Source organism: Blastococcus sp. TF02-8, assembly GCF_003319175.1.
Classification (GTDB): domain Bacteria; phylum Actinomycetota; class Actinomycetes; order Mycobacteriales; family Geodermatophilaceae; genus Blastococcus.
Genome location: NZ_QOHK01000002.1, coordinates 191,551 through 214,063, shown reverse-complemented (window position 1 = coordinate 214,063; position 22,513 = coordinate 191,551). Strand labels below are relative to the sequence as shown.

The following is a 22,513-nucleotide window of genomic DNA, read 5'->3' as shown; positions in this document are numbered from 1 at the left end:
GGTAGAAGGAAACTACAACCCGGCGGCGGTGCTCACCGCCCGGCGCGTCAGTACCGTGACCAGGTGTTGCCGGTAGTCGGCCTGCGCGTTCAGGTCGCTGCTCGGGTCGGTGCCCTCCGCCGCGCGCGCGGCCGCCGCACCCACCGCCTCCGCCGTCGCCTCGGCGCCGGCCAGCGCCTCCTCCACCGCACGCGCCCGCAGCGGCGTCGGGCCCATGTTGGTGAGCCCGATCCGGGCCTCGGCGATGTGCCCGTCCTCCCGCCGGACCGCCGCTGCGACCGCCACGATCGACCACGCCTGCGCCACGCGGTTGAACTTCTCGTAGCGCATGCCCCACTGGCCCGTGAGCTTCGGGACCCGCACCTCGACGAGCAGCTCGCCCTCCTCGACCGCCGTCGTCAGGTAGTCGACGAAGAACTCGCTCGCCGGCACGGTCCGCCGACCCGACGGCCCGGCGATCACGAACTGCGCGTCCAGCGCCAGCGCCACCGCCGGCAGGTCCCCCGCCGGGTCGGCGTGCACCAGCGCCCCGCCGAACGTCCCCCGGTGGCGCACCTGCCGGTCGGCGACGGTGCCGGTCGCCTCCGCGATCAGCGGCGCGTGCTCGGCGATCAGCGGGTCGGCGAGCACGTCGGAGTGCGTCGTCATCGCCCCGATGACGATCGCGTCGCCGTCGTCCCGCACGCCGCGCAAGCCGTCGACCTTGCCGAGGTCGACGACCGTGCCGGGTGCGGCCAGCCGCAGCCGCATGACCGGGATGAGCGACTGCCCACCGGCGAGGACCTTCACGTCCTCACCGCCGTCGGCGATCGCCTGGAGCGCCTCCTCGACCGTGGTCGGCCGCGCGTAGGCGAAAGGAGCGGGGATCATCGGTCGCCTCCCAGCGCCGAGGCCTCCGTGGAGACTCCGGTCGTCGTCTCGGTCTGCGCGCCGCCGTAGGCGTTGGAGCCGGCGGGAGCGCGATCCCCGCCGTCCCCTCCCTGGTGGATCGGCCGCCAGACGCGTTCGGGTGTCAGCGGCATGCGGATGTCGGTCACGCCCAGGTGCCGGACGGCGTCCAGCGCGGCGTTGACCACCGCCGGGGTCGAGGCGATGCAGCCCGCCTCGCCCACCCCCTTCGCGCCGATCGGGTTGCCGGGTGCGGCGTGCACGGTGTTGCCCGTGTCGAAGTGCGGCAGGTCGGCGGCCGAGGGCACCAGGTAGTCGACGAAGGTGCCGGTGGTGAGGTTGCCGTCCTCGTCGTAGACGGCCTCCTCGTAGAGGGCCTGCGCGATGCCCTGGGCCAGCCCGCCGTGCACCTGACCCTCGACGATCAGCGGGTTCACGATCGTGCCGACGTCGTCGACGCAGGCGTACTTGCGGATCTTCACGAACCCGGTCTCGGTGTCGACCTCCATCGCGCAGATGTGGGTCCCGTGCGGGAAGGAGAAGTTCTCCGGGTCGAAGGTTGCCTCGGCGTCGATCGAGGGCTCCATGCCCTCCGGGAAGTTGTGCGCCGCGAAGGTGGCCAGGGCGATCTCCTGGATGGAGATGCCGGTGCCCGGGGTGCCCCGCACGCCGAACGAGCCGCCGCTGAACTCCAGGTCCTCCTCGCTGGCCTCCAGCAGGTGCGCCGCGACCCGGCGAGCCTTGGCCACCACCTTCTCCGCGGCGTTCACCACCGCCACGCCACCGACCACCAGCGACCGCGACCCGTAGGTGTCCAGCCCGCGCGGGGCGACCGAGGTGTCCCCGTGCAGCACCTCGATGTCCTCGAACGGGACGCCGAGCCGGTCGGCGACCAGCTGGCTCCACGCCGTCTCGTGGCCCTGCCCGTGCGCCGAGGCGCCCGTGACGACCTCGACCTTGCCGGTGGGCAGCATCCGGATTGCCGCGTGCTCCCAGCCGCCGGCCCCGTAGGAGAGCGACCCGAGCACCCGCGAGGGCGCCAGGCCGCACATCTCGGTGAAGGTGGAGAACCCGATGCCCAGCTGCACGGGGTCGCCGGACTCCCGGCGCCGGCGCTGCTCCTCGCGCAGCTCGTCGTAGCCGATGAGCTGCAGGGCCTCGCGCGTGGCGGCGTCGTAGTCGCCGCTGTCGTACTCCAGGCCGGCCGCGGTGGTGAACGGGAACTCGTCGGCGTTGATCCAGTTCTTGCGCCGCAGCTCCAGCGGGTCCATGCCGAGCTCGACGGCGAGCTCGTCCATGATCCGCTCGACCGCGAAGGTGGCCTCGGGCCGCCCGGCGCCGCGGTAGGCGTCGGTCGGCGTCTTGTTGGTGAAGACGCCGTCGCACTCGAACCGGTAGGCCGGGAACTTGTAGATGCCCAGGAACATGAACGCGCCCAGGATCGGCACGCCCGGGGTGACCAGGCGCAGGTAGGCGCCCATGTCGGCGAGGATCCGGCAGCGCAGGCCCTTCACGTTGCCCTGCCGGTCGCTGGCGATGTCGATGTACTGGATCTGGTCGCGGCCGTGGTGGGCGCTCATCAGCGACTCGCTGCGGTTCTCGGCCCACTTCACCGGCTTGCCCAGCCGGCGGGCCACCAGGAAGGTGAGCACCTCCTCCGGCGTGACCTGCAGCTTCCCCCCGAAGCCACCGCCCACGTCCGGCGCGATGACCCTCAGCTTGTGCTCGGGCGTGCCGGTGACCATCGCCAGCATCAGCCGCAGGATGTGCGGCACCTGGGTGGAGGACCACATCGTGTAGTTGTCGCCCTGCGGCTGGACGACGACGGCGCGCGGCTCCATGAACGCCGGGATCAGCCGCTGCTGCACGAACCGGCGGCTGACCACGACCTCGGCGTCGTCGAACGCCTGGTCGGTGGCGCTGCCGGTGCCCATCTCGCCCGCGTCGAAGACGAAGTGGAAGCTGCGGTTGGAGTCGATGTGGTCGTGCACCCTGGCGGCGCCGTCGGCGAGCGCGGCCTCCATGTCGAGCACCACGGGGAGCGGCTCGTAGTCGACGTCGACCAGCTCGAGGGCGTCCTGGGCGGCGACCCGGCTGCGGGCCACGACCACCGCGACCGCCTCGCCCACGTGGTTGACCCGGTCGACGGCGACCGAGGGGTGGCCGGGGTTGACCATGTCCGGCGTCACCGGCCAGGCGCACGGCAGCGAACCCTGCTCCTCGGCGAGGTCCGCGCCGGTGAAGACGGCGACGACGTTCGGCGCCTCGCGGGCCGCGGTGACGTCGACCGAGGCGATCCGGGCGTGCGCGACCGGGCTCCGGACGACGGCCAGGTGCAGCATCCCCGGCAGGACCAGGTTGTCGGTCCACTGCGTCCTGCCGGTGATGAGCCGGGCGTCCTCCTTGCGGCGGCGGGCCTTGCCGACCTCGGGCGCGGCGGCCTCGGCGCGCTCCTCGACGGCGGTCATGCCTGCACCGCCACGTGCGGAGCGGCCGCGGTGTCCACGACGGCAGGCCGGACGTGCCCGTTGCCGGAGTGACCGTTCGAGGCGGAGGTGTCACCGCGCATCTCCGCGGCGGCGTGCTGCACGGCCCGGACGATGTTCTGGTAGCCGGTGCAGCGGCAGAGGTTGCCCTCGATGCCCTCCCGCACCTCGTCCTCGCTAGGGTCCGGGTTGTCCTTCAGCAGATCGATCGACGCCATGATCATCCCGGGCGTGCAGTAGCCGCACTGCAGGCCGTGCATCTCGTGGAACGCCTTCTGCACCGGGTGCAGAACGGCGCCGCGGGCGACGCCCTCGATCGTCGTCACCTCGCAGCCGTCGGCCTGGACGGCCAGCACGGTGCAGCTCTTCACGGCCTCGCCGTCGAGGTGCACGGTGCAGGCGCCGCAGTTGCTGGTGTCGCACCCGACCACCGTGCCGACCTTGCCGAGCTGTTCGCGCAGGTAGTGCACCAGCAGGGTCCGGGGTTCGACGTCGTCGGTGTAGGCCGCGCCGTCCACGCGCACGGTGATGGGTGTCATCGGTCCTCCGCCTCGTTGCAGGGGTCGAGGGCCTCCGCGGCCGTCGCCGCGGGCCTCGACCGGAGTCTGCACCCAGGAGAGTGACTTAGGCCACGCTCACCTGCGCGGCCTCCTCCCGCTCCGTGGACCGGTCCTCGGCGCGGGCCCGCAGGGTGCGCCGGCGCAGCACCGCGGACGCGGTGAGGGCGACCAGGCCGAGGGCGGCGAGCCCGGCACCCACCATGCCCGGGGCGGTGTAGCCGAGTCCCGCGGCGATCACCACGCCGCCGAGCCAGGCACCCAGGGCGTTCGCCGCGTTGAGCGCCGAGTGGTTGAGCGCCGCGCCCAGCATCTGCGCCTCACCGGCGACCTGCATGAGCCGCATCTGCAGGCAGACGACGAGCGCCGAGGCCGCCGCGCCCACCGAGAAGATGAGCGTCACGACCGTGACCGGCGTCCGGGCGGCGAGCGGGACCAGCGCCAGGAGCACGCCGGTGGTCACCATCGTGCCCACCAGCGACCGGAACAGGGCGAGGTCGGCCAGCCGCCCACCCAGCGCCGTCCCCACCACGCCACCGGCGCCGAACGCGAACAGCACCCACGGGATCGACCCGCGCGACATCCCGGTCACGTCGGTGACCAGCGGGGCGATGTAGCTGTAGACGGCGAACATCCCACCGAAGCCGACGACGCCCACCACCAGCGTGAGCAGGACCTGCGGGCGGCGCAGCGCGCCGAGCTCCGACCGGACGGTCGCCTCGCGGTTACCCGGGGCGCCGGGGACGACGGCGGCGACCGCCGCGATGGTCAGCGCGGCGATGACCACCACGGCCCAGTAGGCGCTGCGCCAGCCGAACTGCTGCCCGAGCCACGTCGCGGCCGGCACGCCGGCGACGTTGGCGATGGCGAGCCCCAGCATCACCGAGCTCACCGCACGGCCACGCAGGTGCGGCGCGACCAGCGAGGCGGCGACGAGGGAGGCGACGCCGAAGTAGGCACCGTGCGGCAGCCCGGCCACGAACCGGGCGACGAGGAGGGAGCCGTACGCGGGCGCCAGCGCGGTGAGGGCGTTGCCCACGATGAAGGCCACCATCAGGCCGATCAGCAGGCCGCGCCGCGGCAGCCGGGTGCCCAGGGCGGCGATGACCGGCGCCCCGACGACGACGCCGAGTGCGTACAGGGAGATGACGTGCCCGGCCGTGGGGATGTCGATGTCGACGCCCTCGGCGATGTCGGGGAGCAGGCCCATCGTCACGAACTCGGTGGTGCCGATCGCGAAGCCGCCCAGCGCCAGCGCGACGACGGCGGCCACCAGCCGTCCGGTCGGGAGGGGCTGCGGCGGTGCGGGCGGTCCATCGGTCACGCTGGAGGCGAAGCCGTGCGCGCCGGTCGGCATTCCCGGACGGCGTGCCAGGTCCGCGGCGGCCGGGCCGGCAGCAGCGCCCGCGGATCCCTCGCCCGCAGCGCGCCCGCCCAGAGCCCGGTGCCGTAGGCCAGGTCGTCCAGCCGCCGGGCGGCCGTCCACCGGACCGGGCCCAGCCGCGCCCGGTGCGGCCACCAGGCCAGCACCCCGTCGGCGAGCGCCGCCGCGAGGACCGTCCTCCGGGCACGGCCGGAGAGCAGGGCGGCCCCGACCGCCGCCGGCCAGTGGTGCCGGGTCGCCGCGCGGGCCAGGGCCTGCCCGGAGGCGGCCAGCCCGCGCGCGGTCAGGACCGTGGCCAGCGCCACGGGGAGGGGCTCGCCGGGGCGCCGGAGCCGCCGGGCCAGCCGCAGCGCCGTGAGGCCTCCCAGGCCGGCAGCCGCCACGCGCCCCGCGCGCCCGCCCCCGACGGCCAGAGCCCAGGTCAGCGCCGCCTCCGGCGCCAGCACCACCGGGGCGACCGCGCTGCCGTGCCGGGCGGCGAGCAGCGCCGCGCCCGTGCCGTAGAACGCGCGGCGGCGCAGCCAGTCCCGCAGACCGGCCGGGTGCTCGTGCGCCACCTCCGCGGCCGGCTCGTACCGGACCCGCCAGCCCGCGCCGGACAGCCGCCACACCAGGTCGACGTCCTCCGCGACCCGCATCGCGGGGTCGAAGCCGTCGCCCACGGCTGCGCGGCGGACCAGGAGCGCGGCGCTCGGCACGTACGAGACCGACGAGAGCGGCCGCACCGCCGCCGGGTGGGTGCCCATGTCGAGCGCTGCGGCGAGGTCCTCGTACGGGGAGATCCAGCCGCGCGCAGCCCCGGGCAGGGGCACGATCCGCGGCGCCACGGCAGCCAGCCCCGGGTCCGCGAGGTGCGGCAGCAACCGGTCCAGCCACCCGGGCAGCGGGCAGCAGTCGGAGTCGAGGAAGGCCACCAGCTCGGTGCCGGCGGCCGCCAGGCCGGTGTTCCGTGCCGCCGCCGGCCCGCGCGGGGCCGGGTGGCGGAGCACGCGCACCCCGGCGGGCGCGGCCACGGGGACGTCCGAGCCGTCGTCCACCACGACCACCGGCAGGGTTGCGGTCCGCGGATCCGCGCGCAGCGCGCCGAGCAGCCGGGCCAGCTCGGCCGGCCGGTCGCGGACCGGGATCACCACGGTCACGTCACCGACGGCCGAGGGGGCGAGCGCCGGATGGGCGACCCCGGCGTCGAGCAGCCGGGCCGCCAGCGCGGCGCCGGTCGGGTCCCGCACCTCGAGCCGGTCCCCGGCCAGCAGCGCGGCGGCGCGGGGGGTCAGGCGGAGCAGCCGCAGGGGCGAGCCGCCGAGCAGCGTGGCGCCGCCGTCCCGGCGCCGGGTGCGGGGATCGAGCCGGACGGTGAACCCGTCGGGCAGCCGCCGACGGGGCGGGACGGGCACCGGCCCGGTCACGCGCCGGCCAGGACCTCGTCGGTGGTCGCGAACGACACCAGGGGCTGGTAGCCGCCCATGACCTGCAGCGCCCGCTCGTGGTCCTCGTCGCCGGCCCCGGCGCACGCATCGGTCACCACGCGCACCGCCACGCCCGCGTCGGCAGCGGGCAGCACCGTGGACAGGACGCAGCAGTCGGTCGCGACGCCGACGACCGTCAGCGGGCCCTCGCCGACCACCTCGACCAGGTCCGGCCCCCACTTGCCGAAGGTCGTCGCGTCGACCACCGGGTGGTCGCCCGGGTCCTCGGCGAGCCGGTAGATCCGGGCGTCGGGCGGCTGCAGCGCGAAGTCGTACTGCGCGTAGTACTCCTTCCACGCGCCCACCGGCTGGGCCGGGGCCACGAACCGGGTCCACACCACGCGGTCACCGAAGGCCTCGACCAGGCGGCGGATGCGGGGCCGGATCTCCTCGAACCGCGGCGCGGTCCAGGGCGAGTCCTCGTCGCCGAAGACGTGCTGGAGGTCGATCACGACCAGCCAGCCCTCCTGCGCCGCGGCGCCGTCCATCGCTCCCACTCCTCGACTCCGAGCCGCGCGACCGACCGCCCGCGGAACGGCTCCGACCCTAACGAGGGCGGCCCACCATCCACTCGTCGACGGGCTCGTGCTTAGGTATGCCTAACCTGAGCACGACCGAGGAGAACATCGCCATGCCCGTCCGTCCCGTCCTGCGCGGCGCCGCCGCACTCGCCATCGCCGCCCTCGTCCTCACCGGCTGCGGCGCCGACGAGGACGCCGCCGGCGACCGCCCGTCGTCGAACTCCTCCGCGGAGTTCCCGGTCACGGTGAGCACCGCCTTCGGCGACGTCACCGTCGACGAGCGTCCGCAGCGCGTCGTCGCCCTCGGCTGGTCCGATGCCGAGACCGCCCTGGCCCTGGGTGTCCAGCCCGTGGGCGCCAGCGACTGGCTGGGCTTCGGCGGCGAGGGCGTCGGCCCGTGGGCCGAGGGCCGCTACGACGAGGCCCCGGAGATCATCGACACGCTCGAGCCGAGCCTCGAGGCGATCGCCGCGCTGGAGCCCGACCTCATCCTGGACACCCGCTCCAGCGGGGAGCAGGACCGCTACGAGGCGCTGCAGAAGATCGCCCCCACCATCGGCCAGCCGGAGGGCGTGGGCCCGTACCAGACCACCTGGCAGCAGCAGCTCGAGCTCGTGGGTCAGGTGCTGGGCGAGTCCGACCGCGCCGACGAGGTCGCCGCCGAGGTCGACCAGGCCTTCGCCGACGCCGCCGCGGCGCACCCCGAGTTCGAGGGCACGGAGGTGGCCGTGGGTGCGTTCACCTCGGCGGGCTTCGGCGCCTACGTCCGCGGTGACGCCCGGGTCGACTTCATGGAGCAGCTGGGCTTCGAGAACAAGGCCGCGATCCAGGACCTGGCGACCGACAACTTCTTCATCCCGGTCGGCGAGGAGCAGGTGCCGCTGCTGGACGCCGAGCTGACCGTCGCCTTCCCGATCTTCGTCGAGGCATCGCAGTTCACCGGCAACCCGCTGTGGCAGGCGCTGGGCTCGGTGCGCGAGGGGCGGGCCGTCGTCCTGGAGGACACCACGCTGGTCAACGCCTTCTCCAGCGGCTCGGCCCTCGGCATCCGCTTCGCGCTGGACAACGCCGTCCCGCTCTTCGCCGACGCGCTCGCCTGAGGCACCGGTCCGACGCGCGGGGACCCCGCCGGCCGCTCACTCCAGGAGCCGCCCGGCGGGGTCCACCCGCCACCGGGCTGCCGCAGCGAGCAGTCGCCCGGCGAGGTCCGCCACCAGCGCCTCCCCCTCCGCCGCCGACGCGCCGGCCGGATCCCCGAGCACGCCGTTCGGGCTGACCGCGCGCACGCCACCGGCGCGCATCCGGGGCAGCAGCTCCCGGAGCGGCGCCGTCGCCCCCGCCTCGGCCCGGACCTCCCGGACCACACCAGGTTCCACGTGCAACATCAGTGACGTCTCGGTGCGGCCGGCGTGCGCGTCACCACCCGGGACGGCGCACGGCCACCACGCGGCGTCGCGCCCCTCGGCGCGCAGCAGCGGCACCGCCGCCCGCAGCGCGTCGAGGTTGCCCCCGTGACCGTTGACCACGAGCAGCCGGCCGGCCCACAGTCCGGCGGAGCGACCCAGCTCGACCAGCAGCGTCGTCAGCGCCTCCGTGCCGATCGACACGGTGCCGGGGAAGCCCTCGTGCTCCCCGCTGGCGCCGTACGCGACAGCCGGCCCGAGGAGCGCGCCGTCGAGCCCGTCCACCGCCGCCCGCGCCACCGTCTCCGCCGTGCGGATGTCGGTGGCCAGCGGCAGGTGCGGGCCGTGCTGCTCCACCGACCCCAGCGGGACGACGAGCAGCGGCCGGTCGGGGAGCTCCGGCCAGGTCGTCCCGGCGAGGGTGGTCACCGCCGCACCCTAGGGCGACGGGCCGCAGTACCAGGCGGGGGCGCCGGCCCTCCCCGACGCAGGACCACCCACCGAGGAGACTCCGGGCATGCCCCCTCGCCCCTGCCCTTGCGGGTCCGGCCTGCCCTACGGCGAGTGCTGCGGGCGGCTGCACTCCGGGGAGACGGCGGCGGTGACCGCCGAGCAGCTCATGCGCTCCCGGTACAGCGCCTTCGTCGTCGGCGACCCGGCCTACCTGCTCGCCACCTGGCACCCGCGGACCCGCCCGCGCGCGCTGGAGCTCGACCCGGCGATCCGCTGGACCGGGCTGGAGATCCTCGCGACCGGCGCGGGCGGCCTGCTCGCCGCCGAGGGCACCGTGGAGTTCGTCGCGCGCTACGTGCACGGCGGCGTCGGCGGTGAGCAGCACGAGGTCAGCCGGTTCGTCCGCGACGGCGGCGCCTGGCGCTACCTCGACGCCGCCTGACTCACTCGGCCGTGCGGAACACCCGTGCGGCGAGGGTGATCAGCCCCAGCGTGATCACGGCGACGGTCAGCAGCTGCACCCCGGTCGGCACCTCCCAGCCGAACCAGGTGAGCACCGGGAGCAGGCGCTCGCGCTCGTCCGCGGTCAGGGCGAGCCGGTCGAGCGAGACGTGCCGCATCGGCTGGACGACGTAGGTGAGCGGGTTCAGCCGGGTGAGCACCGCCAGCCAGTGGGGCAGCCCGGAGACCGGGAACAGCGACCCGGACAGGAACATCATGGGCATGATCAGCAGCTGGCTGACCGGCATGGCCGCCTGGATGGTCCTGATCCGGGTCGACAGCAGCACGCCCAGCGCGGTCAGCAGCAGCGCGCCGAGGAACAGGCAGCCGACGAGCTCCAGCAGCAGCGCGGGCGAGTAGGGCAGGCCGACCGTCCCGATCAGGGCCAGCAGCACCAGGCTCTGCCCGGTGGCGACGACCGCCCCGCCCAGGCACTTGCCCCAGATGATGGAGGCGCGGGAGATCGGCGCCACCATCATCTCGCGCAGGAAGCCGAACTCCCGGTCCCAGACCAGCGAGATGCCGGCGAACGCGGCGGTGAACAGCACCGACGTCGCGAGCACCCCGGGATAGAGGAACGTCCGGAAGTCGGTGCCCCCGCCGGTGTCGACGATGCTGCCGAGCCCGGTGCCCATCACGAAGATGAACAGCAGCGGCTGCAGGAGCATCGTGACCATGCGGGCCTTGTCCTGCTTGAAGCGCAGGAGCTCCCGCCGGGTCACCACCCAGGTGGCCCGCAGCTGGTGGGTCAGGTCGCTGCGGACCTCGGGGAGCAGGTCGATCGGCGCGGCGTCGTCGCGGGTGGTGGTCATGTCAGCGCCTCCCGGCGAAGGGGAACGTCGAGCCCTGGGGCCCTTCGGAATCGCGGATGGTGCGGCCCGTGTAGGTCAGGAAGACGTCGTCCAGGCTCGGTCGGGTCACCGTGACCGACCGGATGTGCACGTCCAGCTCGGAGAACAGCCGGGGGACGACGTCGGCGCCGCCGGCGACGGCCAGCGTGACCTGCCCGTCGTGCATGCCGGCCTCGACGCCGAGCCGCTCGCGGATGCGGGTGATGGCCAGCTCGTCGTCGTCGGTGCGCAGCGCGATCCGGTCGGTGCCGATGCTGGACTTGAGCGCCTCCGGGGTGTCCTCGACGGCGATCTCCCCGTGGTCCATGATCGCGATCCGGTCGCAGTGCTCGGCCTCGTCCATGTAGTGCGTGGTGACGAAGACGGTGATGCCGGTGCGCTCCCGGAGGTCGTGCAGGTAGTCCCAGATGGCCGCCCGCGTCTGCGGGTCCAGGCCGATGGTGGGCTCGTCGAGGAACAGCACCTGCGGGGAGTGCACGAGCCCGCGGGCGATCTCCAGCCGGCGCTTCATGCCGCCGGAGAACTTGGTGACGACGTCGGACCGCCGGTCGGCGAGCTCGACCATGTGCAGCACCTCGTCGATGCGCCGTTCGCCCTCCGCGCGGGAGAGGCCGTAGAGGTCGGCGTGGAACCGCAGGTTCTGCTCGGCGGTGAGCTGCAGGTCCAGCGTCTGCTGCTGGAAGACCAGCCCGATCCGCCGGCGCACCTGGTCCCGCTCACGGACGACGTCGAACCCGGCCACCCGCGCGGAGCCGGCGGTCGGGTTCCGGATGGTGCAGAGCATCTCGATCGTCGTGGACTTGCCCGCGCCGTTGGGGCCGAGGAAGCCGTAGGTCTGACCGGCCTCCACGCGGAGGTCGATGCCCCGGACCGCCTCGACCAGGGAATCGCCGGAGCCGTAAGTCTTGGTGAGCCCGGCGACCTGGATCGCCGGTTCTCTAACGGTGTTAGACACGGCGCCGAGGCTCCTCTAACACCGTTAGGGTGTCAAGCGTGTTTCCGGAGGAGGCCCCCACCCGCGCGCCGGTCTCGCGCGCCGCCGTCGTCGACGCCGCCCTGGCCCTCCTCGCCGAGGGCGGCCTGGAGGCCGTGTCCTTCCGCCGGATCGCCAAGGCGCTCGGCGTCGCCGGCCCGACCCTCTACTGGCACGTCGAGAACAAGCGGCAGCTCATGGACCTGATGGCCGAGGAGCTGCTGCACCGCGCCCGCGCGCACACCGGCCCGGCGGCCGGCCAGCAGTGGTGGGAGTGGCTGCGGGACGACGCCCGCCGGATGTTCCACGCGCTGATCGCCACCCGTGACGCCCCCCGGGTGCTCGCCGGCAACCGCCCCAGCCCGGAGAGCTTCCCCGACATCGAGCGGGTGCTCGAGGTGCTCGTGGGGGCCGGCTTCAACGCCGGCGACGCCCAGCAGGCGCTGTTCGCGCTCGGCGCCTACGTGATCGGCAGTGCGACAGAGTGGCAGGCCGAGGCCGACCGGGCGCGGACCCAGCCCCTGCCCGATCCCGACGACGCGGCGATCAACGCCTTCCGCGCGGAGGTGCTCGCCGACCAGCCCCTGCTGCTCGCCGCCATCGACGAGCGGCTCGGGGCCCGCGACACGGCGGCCTTCGAGTTCGGTCTCGACCTGCTGGTCGACGGACTGCGCGCCCGGTCGACCGCTCCCCGCACCGCAGGGGTGTCGGAGGAGCCGACCAGGGGCACTGGGCCGTCATGACCACTGACGACACCCGCAAGGTCGCCGAGCTGATCAAGGGCGAGCGCTTCGGCTTCCTCACCACGATCGCCCCCGGCGGCAAGCTGACCAGCCGGCCGATGACCCTGCAGGAGGTCGAGTTCGACGGCGACCTGTGGTTCTACGCCGAGCGCAGCTCCCACCCGGTGGCGCACATCGCGACCCAGCCCCAGGTCAACGTCGGTATCGGCTCGGGCGGCACCTGGGTCTCCCTCACCGGCCACGCCCTCGTGGTGGACGACGTGGCCAAGAAGAAGGAGCTGTGGAACAGCGGCGTCGAGGCCTGGTTCCCCAACGGGCCCGAGGACCCGGAGGTCGTGCTGATCAAGGTCGACGGCGACTCGGCGGAGTACTGGGACAGCCCTGGCGGGCGGCTGGCCACGGCGTTCAGCTTCGTGAAGGCCAAGGCGACCGGCGAGCGCATCGACGCCGGGGAGAACGAGAAGGTCGAGCTCTAGTCCGCCCGGCCGGAGTCAGCGCAGCTCGACTCCGGCCAGCGGGGACTCGTCGCAGATCTTGCTGGGGATCGACGGGATGCCGAGCAACGTGGGCTGGCCACGGACCGGACCCGTGTGCGAGTGGTCGATGTGGCTCCGCGGCGTGACGACCTCGAGGTCGCGGGCGGCCAGCGCCGTCTCGCCGTAGCCCTGGACGCACTCGGGGTCGGGGCCGTCCAGCGGGAGGCCGGTGAAGAACTTGGCCGCCATGCAGCCACCGCGGCAGGCGTCGAAGTGCGCGCACTTGGTGCAGGCGCCGCCGGTCTGCGGGCTGCGCAGGTCGGCGAACAGCTCGCTGGACCGCCAGACCCGCTGGAACCCGCCCTCGTCGCGAACGTTGCCGGCGAGGAAGTTCTCGTGGATGGCGAACGGGCAGGCGTAGACGTCGCCGACCGGGTCGATCAGGCAGACCACGCGTCCGGCACCGCACAGGTTCAGCCCGGGCAGCGACTCGCCCAGCGCCGAGAGGTGGAAGAACGAGTCGCCCGTGAGGACCTTCTCCCCGTTGGCCAGCAGCCACGCGTAGAGCTCCCGCTGCTGGGTCTGGGTCGGGTGCAGCTGGTCCCACACGTCGGCGCCGCGGCCCGAGGGGCGGAAGCGGGTGATCCGCAGCTGGGCGCCGTACCGGTCGGTGAGCGCCTTGAAGTCGTCGAGCTGCGAGACGTTCTCGCGGGTGACGACGACGGAGACCTTGAAGTCCTTCATCCCCGCATCGGCGAGGTTCTCCAGCGCGCGGGTGGCGGTGGCGAAGGAGCCGGCACCGCGGACCCGGTCGTTCACCTCCGCGGTGGCGCCGCCCAAGGAGATCTGGACGTCGACGTAGTCGGTGGCGGCCAGCTGCGCGGCCCGCGCCTTGTCCAGCTTCACGCCGTTGGTGGAGAACTTGACGCCGACGTCGTGGCCGATGGCGTAGTCGAGCAGGTGCCAGAAGTCCGGCCGCACGGTCGGCTCGCCGCCGCCGACGTTGACGTAGAAGACCTGCATCCGCTGCAGCTCGTCGATCACCCGCTCGGCCTCGGCGGTGGAGAGCTCGCGCGGATCGCGCCGGCCCGAGGAGGACAGGCAGTGCACGCACGCCAGGTTGCAGGCGTAGGTGAGCTCCCAGGTCAGGCAGATCGGGGCGTCCAGGCCGTACTCGAACTGGTCGATCAGCCGGCCGCCGGTCGGGCGCTCGTGCTTCGCGGGCAGGACGGCGGTCACGCGGACTCCCGGGGGGTGATCATCTGGCTGCGGGCGAGGTCGGCGAGCGCCTTGACGTAGGCGGGGCGCTGGGCCTCGGGCACGCCGCAGGCGACCAGGGTCGCGTCGACGGAGGGGTGCTCGGCCAGCGCCGTCACGACGCCCACCAGCAGCTTCGACTTCAGGAAGGAGAGCTTCCGGTTACCGAAGTGGTAGACCAGCGCGCCGAACGGCTCCGGCCGCAGGGCCACCGACCGGGACTTCTGCCAGGGCAGCGCCGGGTCGAACGGGGCGGCCGCCTGCGGCGCTGCCGGAGCGGTCATCGGGCCGGGCGGATCAGTAGACGCCGCACATGCCGTCGATCGAGACCTCCTCGACCAGCGACTCCTCGACCAGGGCCTCCTCGGCGGGGGCGGCCTCGACGGCGGGATCCACGGCGGCGGTCTGCTCGGGCATCTGCACTCCTGGTGAGCGAGGTCACTGATCGGTCGGGCCGAACCTAGTGGCACCCAGTGCCAGCGGGCAAGCGACCCGTCGTACGCCGAAAGCATCCCGCAGCCGCCACGGGACGGCAGGATGTGCGCGTGACCTCCGCGAACGCCGCCACGCAGGCGCCGCGCGCCCGGGTCGAGCGCGCCGCGCTGGAGCTGTTCACCTCGCGCGGCTTCGACGCGGTGACCGCCGACGAGGTCGCCGACGCCGCCGGGATCAGCCGGCGCACCTTCTTCCGGTACTACCCGACCAAGGCCGACGCCGTGTGGGGCGACTTCGCCGCGCACGTGGCCCGGCTGGACGCACTGCTCCGGTCCGCCGTCCCGGGCGCGCCGGTGCTCGGCACCGTCTGCACCGCCTACGCCGACGTCAACGACTACGGGCCGGCCGACCTGCCTGTGCTGCGGCAGCGCATGCGGCTGATCCTCACCGAGCCCGCGCTGCAGGCGCACTCCCAGCTGCGGTACGCCGAGATCGACCGGGTCGTGGCCGAGCACGTTGCACGCAGCACCGGCGAGGACCCCTCCGGCCTCCTGCCCCGGCTGGTCGCCGCGAGCACCCGCGCGGCGGCCACCACGGCCTTCGCCGCCTGGCTCGCCGACGACCGCGCCGACCTGGGCGTCCAGCTGCACCGGGCCTTCGACGAACTGGCCACCGGGTTCCCCAGCCTGGGCGACTGAGAGCCGCCCGGGTGTGGCGTGCGTCTCCCGCCCGCCGCTACTGTGGCACTGAGTGCCACGCCGGACGGCGAGGCGGACGACGGGAGACCGGGCAGTGGCGAACGCGTGGTTCGAGACCGTGGCCGAGGCGCAGCGCCGGGCGAGGAAGCGCCTGCCCAAGGGCGTCTACGGCGCACTGCTCGCCGGCTCCGAGCGGGGCCTCACGGTGGAGGACAACACCGCCGCGTTCGGCGAGCTCGGCTTCGCGCCGCACAGCGCGGGCCTGGCGAACGAGCGGAACATGGCGGTCACCGTCATGGGCCAGGAGATCTCGCTCCCGGTGCTGATCAGCCCGACCGGCGTCCAGGCGGTGCACCCCGACGGCGAGGTGGCCGTCGCCCGGGCCGCTGCGAACCGGGGCACGGCGATGGGCCTGTCGTCGATGGCCAGCAAGCCGATGGAGGAGGTCATCGCCGCCAACCCGAAGACGTTCTTCCAGCTGTACTGGGTGGGCGACCGCGACCTGATGGCGGCCAAGGTCGAGCGCGCCCGCCGCGCCGGCGCGGCGGGGCTGATCGCCACGCTGGACTGGTCGTTCGCCTACGGCCGCGACTGGGGCAGCCCGTTCATCCCGGAGAAGATCGACTTCGAGGCGGTGCGCCGCTACGCCCCGCAGGTGGCCCTCAAGCCGCGCTGGCTGTGGGAGTTCGCGAAGACCCGCACGCTGCCGGACCTCACGGTGCCGAACATGGTGCCCACCCCCGGCGACCCGGCACCCACCTTCTTCGGCGCCTACGGCCAGTGGATGAACTCGCCCATGCCGACCTGGGAGGACGTCGCCTGGCTGCGCTCGCTGTGGCCGGAGGCCCCGTTCATGCTCAAGGGCGTCATGCGGGTCGACGACGCCCGGCGCGCGGTGGACGCCGGGGTCAGCGCGATCTCGGTGTCCAACCACGGCGGCAACAACCTTGACGGCACACCGGCCTCGATCCGCGCCCTGCCGGCGATCGCCGAGGCGGTCGGCGACCAGGTGGAGGTGCTGCTCGACGGCGGCATCCGCCGCGGTGGCGACGTCGCGAAGGCCCTGGCCCTGGGCGCCAAGGCCGTGATGATCGGCCGTGCCTACCTGTGGGGCCTGGCGGCCAACGGCCAGGCCGGTGTGGAGAACGTGCTGGACCTGATGCGCGACGGCCTCGGCTCGGCGATGGTCGGCCTCGGCCGCCCCTCGGTCGCCGAGCTCTGCCGCGACGACCTGGTCATCCCCCCGGGCTTCGAGCAGCGCCTGGGCGAGACCGCGGTCGCGCGCGCCAGCGAGGACTCCTGACCCCTCCCGAGTGGCAGGATCCGGTCCGTGACCGAGCCGGTGGCACGTGCCGACCTCCGCGTCTCCGACGCCGAGCGCTCCGCGGTGGCCGCCGGCCTGCAGCGCGCGCACGACGCCGGCCAGCTGGACCTGCACGAGTTCGACGACCGGGTGCGCGCGGTCTGGGCCGCGCGCACCCGCGGTGAGCTCGAGCGGGTCACCGCCGACCTCCCCGCGCTCCCGCCCCCACCCGGACCGAGGCGGGCGTTCAGCGCCGACGCCGCCGGCACCGCGATGAAGGTGCTGACGACCATCTGGCTCTGCATCAGCCTGGTGAACCTCGTCGTCTGGGGGATCCTGGAGCTCACCGTCGGCGGCATCCATCCGTGGTGGCTGTACGTCGCAGGTCCACCCGGAGCAGTCCTCGGCACGCTCTACGCCCTCGGCATCGGCCGGCCCCGCACGTAGCGGGCTGCCCGGACCATCCGATCGGGCCGGATCGCCACCGTGGCGCTCCGCAGCCAGCCGGCCAGCGTGCCGCTCGGGTCCTCGACCCGGACGTCGGTCCCGTCGTCCCGGAGGACACAGAGGTCGGCGGTCAGCTCGGCTGCGCCCTCGCCCAGGACATCGTCCAGCCGGCACCGGACGCCGTCGACCAGCACCTCCGGCTGCGGAACCAGCGTGCCGGCCAGCCGTCGGCCCGCGCGCCCGCGTCGCTCCACCAGCCGCCCGCGGCGCAGCGGCGGCGTCCGGCTGTCGGTCGCCAACCGGGCGACCGCCGGGATCCGGCGGACCGCGGCCAGCACGGCCCGGCGGACGACGGCGCCGCCGCGCCCGCCCCCGGTCATCAGCGCGCCCAGCATCAGCGCCACCCGGATCAGGGCGCGGGCGTGCGGCTCGCGCTCGGCCTGGTAGGTGTCCAGCAGCTCCTCGCCCGCCTCCCCCGCGAGGACGGCGGCGAGCTTCCAGGCCAGCTGGTGCACGTCCCGCAGCCCCAGGCCCAGCCCCTGGCCGACGAACGGCGGGCTGAGGTGCGCGGCGTCGCCGGCCAGCAGCACCCGGCCGGAGCGCCAGCGGTCGGCCACCTGCGCGCGGTAGGTGTACTCGACGGTGCGCAGCACCTCGACGCCCTCGACCGGCACCTGGAGCTGCGCCAGGCGGTCCGGCGCGGTGAGGTCGGCCGCCGTCTCCCCGGGCAGCAACCGGAACTCCCAGCGGTACCGGTCGCCGGTCACCGGCATGAACGTCGAGGCCCGGTGCGGGTCGCACACCTGGTGGACCCCGGGCCAGAGGCCGAGGTCGCGCTCGGCGCGCACGTCGAGGACCAGCCAGCGGTCGGCGCGGCCCAGTTCCCGCATCCGGGCGCCGACCAGGCCCCGCACGGTGCTGCCGGCGCCGTCGCACCCGAGGACGGCGACCGCGCGGACGGACCGGTCCTCCCCCGTCACCCGGTCCCGCGCCACGACGGTGACGTGCTCGCCCACCTCGTCCAGGCCGGAGACCTCCACTCCGCGGTTCAGCTCGATCCGCGGGTCGGCCGCGACCGCGTCGGCGAGCACCGCCTCCAGGTCGGGCTGGTGCACGAAGGAGCCCTGCGGCCAGCCGTTGGTGCCGGCGTCCGGTGCGCGGCGGAACTCCGCCAGCACGCGGTGCCGACCGTCCAGGAGCCGCAGTCCCGCCATCGGACGGGTCCGTGGCGCCAGCGCGTCGGCCACGCCCGCTGCCTGCAGCACCCGGAACACCTCGTCGTCCAGGTGCACCGCCCGCGGCAGCGGATAGGGCTCACGGTGCCGCTCCAGGACGACGACCGGCACCCCGCGCCGCGCCAGCAGCAGCGCCGCGGTCAGCCCGACCGGCCCGGCGCCGACCACCACGACGGGACCGGAGGACACGCGCCCAGTCTGCGCCACGCCGCCCGCGCGGCCACCAGCCGAGAAGGGATCTTGACGGGCCGACGACCGTTCAGCAGTGTGTGAGGCAGGGCACAGAGGCGTGCCCTGCACCCGCGATGGCGGGCCTAGGGAGAGGGAACTGCGTGAAGACCAAGGGCGCGATCCTGTGGGGCGTGGGCGAGGAATGGAAGATCGAGGAGATCGAGCTGGGCGACCCGCGCGCGGGTGAGGTCCAGGTGCAGCTCGCCGCCTCCGGGCTGTGCCACAGCGACGAGCACCTGGTCACCGGCGGCACGCCGGTCGCCTCCTACCCGGTCATCGGCGGGCACGAGGGCTCCGGGATCGTCACCAAGGTCGGTCCGGGCGTGACCGGGCTCAAGGAGGGCGACCACGTCGTCACCGCCTTCATCCCCGCCTGCGGGCAGTGCCCGCCCTGTTCGCGCGGGATGCAGAACCTCTGCGACCTGGGCGCGAACCTGCTCACCGGCCAGGCCATCAGCGACGGCACCTACCGGATCCAGGCCGGCGGCAAGGACGTCGTCCCGATGTGCCTGCTGGGCACCTTCTCCCCCTACATCACCGTCAACCAGGCATCGGTCGTGCGCATCGAGCCCGACATCCCGCTGGAGGTCGCCGCGCTCGTGGGCTGCGGCGTCACCACCGGCTGGGGCTCGGCCACCAAGGTCGCCGACGTGCGCCCGGGCGAGAACGTGGTCGTCATGGGCGCCGGCGGTGTGGGCATGAACGCCGTCCAGGGCGCGGCCGCGGCCGGCGCGAAGCGCGTCATGGTCATCGACCCGGTCGCCGCCAAGCGCGAGTGGGCCATGGACCTCGGCGCCACGCACACCTTCGCCAGCATGGAGGAGGCGGCGCCAGCCATCAACGAGCTCACCTGGGGCCGGATGGCGGAGAAGACGATCATCACCGTCGGCGACATCCAGGGCGAGGACATCGCCGCGGCGCTGAGCGTGACCGGCAAGGGCGGACGCGCCGTCGTCACCGGTATGGGCAACTACGCCAACGTCGACGTGAAGCTCAGCCTCTTCGAGCTCACCCTGCTGCAGAAGGACCTGCAGGGCGCGATCTTCGGCGGCCTCGCCCCGCGCAACGCCATCCCCGAGCTGCTCTCCCTCTACCAGGAGGGGCAGCTCAAGCTGGACGAGCTGGTGACCACCCGCTACAAGCTGGAGGACGTGAACCAGGGCTACCAGGACATGCGCGACGGCAAGAACATCCGCGGGATGATCGTCTACACCGACGCCGACCGCTAGAACACCGTCGTCCGCCGGACGACGCCGCGGCCACGAGCCGGCCCCCGGGGAGTGGAGCCCATCCAGCCACTCCTCGGGGGAGCCTCCGGCCCCGCCCTCGTCGGGCACCGGCTCAGCTGAGCAGTCTGGTCAGCGCCGGGCCCAGATCTCGTAGGGAACGAACGGCGGCCATCGTGCCACCGCCGGCGGCGGCCAGGGCCCGGGACGCGGTGAGCGCCTCCCCCTCCTCCGCACCCGCCGGCAGCGGGCACAGCACGTCGAGCCGGTCGATGCCGGCCAGCGCCTCCCGCGCGGGATCGCCCGCCGTGGGGAGACAGTCCGACAGCAGGACGACGATCCGCTCGTCGGCGTGCGCCGCGCTGCCCAGCTGGCCCGACGCGGCCCGCAGCGCGGCCGCGACGTCCGTGCGGCCGTGACCGCGCAGCCCCACCAGCGCGAGGACCAGGTCCTCCGGCGACCGGTGCCGGCCGTGCTGCTGGAGCACCTCCACCCGGTCGGCGAAGGCGAGCACGCTGGTCTCCAGGCGCTCACCGGCGGCCAGGACGACCCCCGCGGCGGCCACCGCGGCGATCGCCACGCCCAGCCCGCTCATCGAACCCGACCGGTCCACCACCAGGCACACCGCCCGCCGCGAACCGGTCCAGCGCCGGGCCACCACGTCCTCGGGTGCCGGTGGCCAGGGGCCGCTCCAGCGGTCCAGCGTCCGCTCCAGGTCGAGGTCCCCGTCCGCGCCGCGGGCCGGCGCCAGCCGCCGGGTCCCGCGGGCTCGCGCCGCCCCTACCCGGCCCACCTGCACGAACACGCGGGCCGCCAGCCGGCGGGCCGCCGAGCGCAGCTCCCGGTCGGTGGCCAGGGCGAGGTCGGCCAGCAGCGCCGCGGCCGCGTCGGGGTCGGCGCCCATGAGCGCCGCGAACGCCTCCTCGTCGAGCGCGCCCACCTCCGGGCTCACCTCGTCGAAGGACGGGTGACGCAGCTGCAGCTCGCGGCGCGCGGTCTGCCGCGGTCCCCGCCGCCCGGACCGCCCCTGGCGGGCGCCGGCGCTCTCCGGGCCTGCCGCCTCAGGCGGCAGGCCCCCGGCTTTTCCCGGGCCGTCCCCGGCGGGCTGCGGAGCAGGCGCCCCCGCCTCGTCGGTCGCGGCGTGCTCGTCGGGCAGGGCCTCGGGCGGCCAGGCGGCGTCGAGCAGCTCGTCGAGCACGCTCTCCGGCGTCCGCTCCACGCCCTCGGTCACCCGGACCCGACCGGACAGGGCGGCGTGCAGCGCGTCCCTCGCCGCCTCGCGCGCGCCCGGGTCGTCCAGCCCGCGCACCCCGCGCAGCCGCAGCAGGCCGTCGAGCAGCAGGACGAGGTCGATGGCGCCGCGCACGGACGAGCCGGTGCGCAGGTCGCGGTGCTCGCGGGTCGCCCGCACCAGCGTCACCGCCAGGGCGACCGGCCGCGGGCTCCCGCCGGTGACCGCGGCGACGATCTCGCGCTCCGCGCCCTCGGTCTGGTAGCCGAGCACCACCCGGCACATGCGGTCGGCGATCGCCTGACCCACGCGGGCCGTGCCGATCGCGTCGAAGGGGTTCATCGCCGCGATGAGCCGGAACCCCGCCGTCGCCGTGACGGTGCCCAGCCGGGGTACGGCGATCTCCCCCTCGGTCAGCACGGTGATGAGGACGTTCAGCGTCTCCTCGGGGATGCGGTTGAGCTCCTCGAGGTACAGCAGGCCCGAGCCGCGCATCGCGGTGAGCAGCGGGCCGTCGACGAAGCTGCCGGCGACGTACCCCTCGGTCATCACCGCGGCCGGGTCGTAGGAGCCGACCAGCCGGGCGGGGGTCAGCTCGGCGTTGCCCTCGACGAAGACGACGTCGTGCCCGGTCTCGGCGGCGACGGCACGCAGGAGGGTGGACTTGCCCGTACCGGGCGGCCCTTCGAGGACGACGTGCCGGTTGGTCCGCAGGGCGACGGTGAGCACCTCGCGCTCGCGCTGGAGACCGATCACGGCGCCGGGCAGCGCAGGACCGACGCTCACCGGGCTCCTCTCGTGCGGACGACGTCGCCGAGTCTGCCCGGTCACGGGCCGGTGCGGAAGGCGTGCGGCGGATCCGGCCGGGCCCGGGAGCCCGGCCGGATCCGCCGCGCGGGGATCAGCCGCCGAGGGTGTTGAGGTCCAGCGGGTTCGGCGGGGCGACGATCTGGGTCGTCTCCCCGAAGCCGCTGAACTCGACCGTGGCCGGCTCGTCGCCCTTGTCCTCGATCCGCACCGGGTACGGGTTCTCCTCGTCGTCCAGGGCGGTCAGCGAGCTGCCGTCGGCCTGGGTGACGACGACGACCTTCTCGCCGTCCACCTCGTCGGAGGTGACCTTGCCGCGCACCGAGTCGCCACCGGAGGAGCGCAGGGTGTCGACCAGGCCGGACAGGGTCAGGCTGCCGAACTCCTGGGCCGCCTCCGGGGGCATGAGGACCCACTGGCCGTCGAGCTGGGCGCTGAACTCCTCGGGCACACCGGAGCTGGTCCAGAACTCGGCCGGCGCCTGCACGTAGGCCTGGCCGCCGACCAGCACCAGCTGGACGGCGACGCCGCCCATGGTGATCGAGCCGCTGGCGTCCTCGCCCTGGAACTGCATGTCCAGCTCCTGGACAACGCCGCCCTCCTCGACCGAGCCGCTGACGTGCACGGCGCCGGCGTTCTCGAGCGCGGTGAACGAGGCGTCGACCACCTCCGAGGCCTTCTTCTGGCTCAGCTCGCTGCCGCTCTCGCTCGACGAGCTGCTCGCCGCGCCCTTGTCGGACTCGTCGGAGCCGCCGCAGCCGGCGAGCAGCAGAGCCGCCGCCGGGATCAGGGCGAGTCGTCGAATACGCATGGATCTCCGTCCGTCGTGGTGCCGACCACCAGAACGTGGCGGTCCGGTCGGCCCGATCCTCTCCCGGCAACCGCGCATGTCGCCCAGCGGGGTGGCGTGTCGGCTCGCACCCGTCACATCGACCCCGTGC

The 22,513-nt window shown here is 74.3% G+C and carries 23 protein-coding genes; 8 read left to right on the top strand and 15 right to left on the bottom strand.

Translation table 11 applies throughout. The features are described from left to right. Positions 1 to 12: 12 nt before the first annotated feature. The 6 genes from DQ237_RS05080 to DQ237_RS05055 form a co-directional block, all read right to left on the bottom strand. The gene (locus DQ237_RS05080; RefSeq protein WP_113797819.1) at positions 13 to 870 is read right to left on the bottom strand and encodes a xanthine dehydrogenase family protein subunit M; all 858 of its coding nucleotides are present in this window, start codon (positions 868 to 870) and stop codon (positions 13 to 15) included. Then, a complete protein-coding gene (locus DQ237_RS05075) occupies positions 867 to 3,356 on the bottom strand; it encodes a xanthine dehydrogenase family protein molybdopterin-binding subunit (RefSeq protein WP_113797817.1) in 2,490 nt (829 codons plus the stop codon). The genes DQ237_RS05080 and DQ237_RS05075 overlap by 4 nt, the downstream gene beginning before the upstream one ends. Next, positions 3,353 to 3,913, bottom strand: coding sequence for a (2Fe-2S)-binding protein (locus DQ237_RS05070; protein WP_113797816.1), 561 nt, complete (start codon positions 3,911 to 3,913; stop codon positions 3,353 to 3,355). Before DQ237_RS05070 ends, DQ237_RS05075 begins: the two co-directional genes overlap by 4 nt. Before the next feature lie 85 nt (positions 3,914 to 3,998). Beyond that, complete coding sequence (locus tag DQ237_RS05065; protein WP_240619423.1) at positions 3,999 to 5,255, bottom strand: MFS transporter; 1,257 nt, start codon at positions 5,253 to 5,255, stop codon at positions 3,999 to 4,001. Beyond that, positions 5,252 to 6,721: a mycofactocin biosynthesis glycosyltransferase MftF gene (gene mftF, locus DQ237_RS05060; protein WP_205730079.1), complete on the bottom strand. Its 1,470-nt coding sequence runs from the start codon at positions 6,719 to 6,721 to the stop codon at positions 5,252 to 5,254. The genes DQ237_RS05065 and mftF overlap by 4 nt, the downstream gene beginning before the upstream one ends. After that, on the bottom strand, positions 6,718 to 7,269 hold the full coding sequence (locus tag DQ237_RS05055) for a cysteine hydrolase family protein (RefSeq protein WP_113797812.1): 552 nt from the start codon (positions 7,267 to 7,269) through the stop codon (positions 6,718 to 6,720). The genes mftF and DQ237_RS05055 overlap by 4 nt, the downstream gene beginning before the upstream one ends. A 143-nt stretch (positions 7,270 to 7,412) precedes the next feature. On the opposite strand from DQ237_RS05055, the gene DQ237_RS05050 reads away from it, so the two are divergent. Continuing rightward, positions 7,413 to 8,402: an iron-siderophore ABC transporter substrate-binding protein gene (locus DQ237_RS05050; RefSeq protein ID WP_113797810.1), complete on the top strand. Its 990-nt coding sequence runs from the start codon at positions 7,413 to 7,415 to the stop codon at positions 8,400 to 8,402. Positions 8,403 to 8,438: 36 nt separating this feature from the next. Here the strand turns inward: DQ237_RS05050 and mftE are convergent, their stop codons facing one another. Next, entirely contained in the window at positions 8,439 to 9,134 is a 696-nt protein-coding gene (mftE, locus tag DQ237_RS05045) for a mycofactocin biosynthesis peptidyl-dipeptidase MftE (RefSeq protein ID WP_113797808.1), read from the bottom strand. A gap of 88 nt (positions 9,135 to 9,222) precedes the next feature. On the opposite strand from mftE, the gene DQ237_RS05040 reads away from it, so the two are divergent. Next, positions 9,223 to 9,600, top strand: coding sequence for a YchJ family protein (locus DQ237_RS05040; protein ID WP_113797806.1), 378 nt, complete (start codon positions 9,223 to 9,225; stop codon positions 9,598 to 9,600). A 1-nt stretch (position 9,601) separates the two neighbouring features. Here the strand turns inward: DQ237_RS05040 and DQ237_RS05035 are convergent, their stop codons facing one another. Next, on the bottom strand, positions 9,602 to 10,471 hold the full coding sequence (locus tag DQ237_RS05035) for an ABC transporter permease (RefSeq protein WP_166509503.1): 870 nt from the start codon (positions 10,469 to 10,471) through the stop codon (positions 9,602 to 9,604). Between the two features lies 1 nt (position 10,472). Beyond that, positions 10,473 to 11,465, bottom strand: coding sequence for an ATP-binding cassette domain-containing protein (locus DQ237_RS05030; RefSeq protein ID WP_113797804.1), 993 nt, complete (start codon positions 11,463 to 11,465; stop codon positions 10,473 to 10,475). Between the two features lie 38 nt (positions 11,466 to 11,503). On the opposite strand from DQ237_RS05030, the gene DQ237_RS05025 reads away from it, so the two are divergent. Beyond that, positions 11,504 to 12,226, top strand: a complete 723-nt coding sequence (locus DQ237_RS05025; protein ID WP_166509502.1) for a TetR/AcrR family transcriptional regulator C-terminal domain-containing protein — start codon at positions 11,504 to 11,506, stop codon at positions 12,224 to 12,226. Beyond that, entirely contained in the window at positions 12,223 to 12,702 is a 480-nt protein-coding gene (locus DQ237_RS05020; protein WP_113797800.1) for a pyridoxamine 5'-phosphate oxidase family protein, read from the top strand. The genes DQ237_RS05025 and DQ237_RS05020 overlap by 4 nt, the downstream gene beginning before the upstream one ends. Positions 12,703 to 12,717: 15 nt before the next feature. On the opposite strand, the gene mftC is transcribed toward DQ237_RS05020, so the two are convergent. Genes mftC through mftA form a run of 3 tightly spaced genes read right to left on the bottom strand, consistent with a single transcriptional unit; the run spans position 12,718 to position 14,376 of the window. Continuing rightward, positions 12,718 to 13,941, bottom strand: a complete 1,224-nt coding sequence (mftC, locus tag DQ237_RS05015; RefSeq protein WP_113797798.1) for a mycofactocin radical SAM maturase — start codon at positions 13,939 to 13,941, stop codon at positions 12,718 to 12,720. After that, positions 13,938 to 14,243 carry a mycofactocin biosynthesis chaperone MftB gene (mftB, locus tag DQ237_RS05010; protein ID WP_113797796.1) on the bottom strand — a complete coding sequence of 102 codons (306 nt, stop codon included), beginning with the start codon at positions 14,241 to 14,243 and terminating at the stop codon, positions 13,938 to 13,940. Before mftB ends, mftC begins: the two co-directional genes overlap by 4 nt. Positions 14,244 to 14,256: 13 nt before the next feature. Continuing rightward, complete coding sequence (gene mftA, locus DQ237_RS05005; protein WP_113797794.1) at positions 14,257 to 14,376, bottom strand: mycofactocin precursor MftA; 120 nt, start codon at positions 14,374 to 14,376, stop codon at positions 14,257 to 14,259. 128 nt (positions 14,377 to 14,504) lie between these two features. Between mftA and mftR the strand changes: the two genes are divergently transcribed. The 3 genes from mftR (at position 14,505) to DQ237_RS04990 (ending at position 16,842) form a co-directional block, all read left to right on the top strand. After that, on the top strand, positions 14,505 to 15,092 hold the full coding sequence (gene mftR / locus DQ237_RS05000; protein WP_304557677.1) for a mycofactocin system transcriptional regulator: 588 nt from the start codon (positions 14,505 to 14,507) through the stop codon (positions 15,090 to 15,092). 94 nt (positions 15,093 to 15,186) lie between these two features. After that, positions 15,187 to 16,395: a pre-mycofactocin synthase MftD gene (gene mftD / locus DQ237_RS04995; RefSeq protein ID WP_113797790.1), complete on the top strand. Its 1,209-nt coding sequence runs from the start codon at positions 15,187 to 15,189 to the stop codon at positions 16,393 to 16,395. Positions 16,396 to 16,422: 27 nt separating this feature from the next. Next, on the top strand, positions 16,423 to 16,842 hold the full coding sequence (locus tag DQ237_RS04990) for a DUF1707 domain-containing protein (protein WP_205730078.1): 420 nt from the start codon (positions 16,423 to 16,425) through the stop codon (positions 16,840 to 16,842). Here DQ237_RS04990 and DQ237_RS04985 read toward each other — a convergent pair. Then, a complete protein-coding gene (locus DQ237_RS04985; RefSeq protein ID WP_113797788.1) occupies positions 16,809 to 18,266 on the bottom strand; it encodes a bifunctional 3-(3-hydroxy-phenyl)propionate/3-hydroxycinnamic acid hydroxylase in 1,458 nt (485 codons plus the stop codon). The two genes, DQ237_RS04990 and DQ237_RS04985, sit on opposite strands and share 34 nt — an antisense overlap. A 143-nt stretch (positions 18,267 to 18,409) precedes the next feature. On the opposite strand from DQ237_RS04985, the gene DQ237_RS04980 reads away from it, so the two are divergent. Beyond that, entirely contained in the window at positions 18,410 to 19,537 is a 1,128-nt protein-coding gene (locus tag DQ237_RS04980) for an NDMA-dependent alcohol dehydrogenase (protein ID WP_113797786.1), read from the top strand. A 112-nt stretch (positions 19,538 to 19,649) separates the two neighbouring features. Here DQ237_RS04980 and DQ237_RS04975 read toward each other — a convergent pair whose 3' ends face one another. Together DQ237_RS04975 and DQ237_RS04970 are read right to left on the bottom strand one after the other, a co-directional pair. Beyond that, entirely contained in the window at positions 19,650 to 21,551 is a 1,902-nt protein-coding gene (locus DQ237_RS04975; RefSeq protein WP_113797784.1) for an AAA family ATPase, read from the bottom strand. A 115-nt stretch (positions 21,552 to 21,666) separates the two neighbouring features. Next, positions 21,667 to 22,383 carry a hypothetical protein gene (locus DQ237_RS04970; protein WP_113797782.1) on the bottom strand — a complete coding sequence of 239 codons (717 nt, stop codon included), beginning with the start codon at positions 22,381 to 22,383 and terminating at the stop codon, positions 21,667 to 21,669. Positions 22,384 to 22,513 lie beyond the last annotated feature (130 nt).